Origin of the sequence: Streptomyces alkaliphilus (assembly GCF_014141535.1) — a bacterium.
In the GTDB taxonomy this organism is placed as follows: Bacteria; Actinomycetota; Actinomycetes; order Streptomycetales; family Streptomycetaceae; genus Streptomyces; species Streptomyces alkaliphilus.
Genome location: NZ_VKHT01001026.1, coordinates 1 through 1,724 on the forward strand (window position 1 = coordinate 1; position 1,724 = coordinate 1,724).

Below are 1,724 nucleotides of genomic sequence, written 5' to 3' on the forward strand. Positions count from 1 at the left end.
GGGCTCCGCGGGGGCGGGCTCATCCGTGAGCGGCTGGGCGCTCTCCTCGGCGACGATCTCGTCGCCGGTCTTCTCCTCGACGGGCGCCCCGGTCTCGGAGCTGCCGGTCTCATCCTGCGTCTCGGTGGCGTACGCAGGGGAAGCCGCCAGAAGGGCGGCGGGGGCAATCACGGCCGTGGCCGCTGCTGTCGCCATCGCGCGACGAAGCTTCATCAAGGTCCCTTTGTTCAAAGCGGGTTCAGGGACTCCCGCATCCGAAGTGACGCCAAGTGTGACCAGCCGAACAGGAGATCGGTTGTAGGGGCTTCGGTCACGGAAAAGTCACGATCTCCACGGGGTGCGTACCGGAGTCCCCAGTGGGTAGGACCCGTCTTCCCGCCGGTTCGCCGGCCGCTCGCGGAGGCCGCCCCGGAGGACCCCTCCGGGCGGAAACGGGAGAGGCCCCGGCGCGCGTTCCGGGGGGAGAACGTCACGCCGGGGCCCGGCCGGCACCGGCGACAGGGCGGCACGGGTGCCGGTGGGGCGACGCCCGGGGGGTGGCGTCGCCGTCCGCGATCGGACCACTGACAGTCCGAGGATGCCCTTGAATCCTCAGTCATCCGGGGCCCCCGGGCAAGTACCGGAACGGTCGCGTTTCGGAGAAAAAACGGCCCCGAGCACGCACGGAGTCGGCCTCGGCTTCCATGATCGACTTTGGGTCGTGCCGGGGTGACCGCGTGTGACACCGGCGCGGGCCCGGCCGATACCCGTCCGGCGGCCACCGACCCGCCGGACGCCGACCGCCGCCATCCGCCGGGTGCGACGAACGGAAACGGTCGACCCCCGGCGTCCCGGGGGTCGACCGTCCCTCGTGACCGGTCCGCTGTCCCCTGCTGTCCGGCCACCGCTCCGGGGCGAGGTCCCACGACGTGACCCCCTCGCCACACCGGAGGGGGCCCCGACCGTCTCAACGACCCGGAGGCATCCGGTCCAACGAACCCCCGGGAGCCCCGGTCACGTGCCGTACGGGTGACACGGGGCGGGCCCGTACGCGACCGGACGGCCCCGCCCGGTCGCACACGCCGGGCGCGTGAAGATGATCCGCGCGCCCCGGAACGGCCCCGATCAGATCCGCCCCCGCCCCAGCTCCAGCATGATCATCGCCAGGTCGGTGCCGGGACGACCGAGCGCGTCCCCGTAGTGGCGCAGCACCTCCATCTCGCGCGCCAGGTGCACCCGCCGTCCGCCGGAGGCGATCCGGGCCCGCTGGATCCGCTCGGAGATCCCCATCCGCTCCCGGATCAACCCGATGATCCGTTCGTCGAGGTCGTCGATCACCCGACGTGCGTCACCGATCTCCCCGGCCGCCGCCGGGGTACGCGCCCCCGTCCGGTCCGTCGCGGACCCCTCCGCGGCGGGACCCGCCGCCGATCCCGTGTCCTCGTCCGGGACGGGGCGCGTGACGGTGCCCGCGCTCGTGGCGCCGGTGGTGCTCGTGGTGCCCGTGGTGCCCGTGGTGGTGGTCATGGTGGTCATGGTGTGAGCTCCCTCATCGGTCCGCACACCCCGCCGGCCACCCGGCCCGGCTCCCCGCACACGACGGACGCCCCGGGCCTGGATCGGCCCGGGGCGTCCGGAGAGTCGCTGGTCGTTACCGCACGCAGCGCTTCGCCCGACAGCCGGCCGAGCCGGTGCCATAGGCGAAGAAAAAGAACGCGCGCCGGAACATGCCCCCGAGTATGCCG

The 1,724-nt window shown here is 73.3% G+C and carries 1 protein-coding gene and 1 pseudogene; both read right to left on the reverse strand.

The window, feature by feature from the left end; genetic code table 11:
* Nucleotides 1-213 (reverse strand): annotated as a pseudogene (locus tag FNQ90_RS22105) (hypothetical protein); the annotation flags it as partial.
* Between the two features lie 891 nt (nt 214-1,104).
* Complete coding sequence (locus tag FNQ90_RS22110; protein WP_407699424.1) at nt 1,105-1,515, reverse strand: chorismate mutase; 411 nt, start codon at nt 1,513-1,515, stop codon at nt 1,105-1,107.
* Nucleotides 1,516-1,724 lie beyond the last annotated feature (209 nt).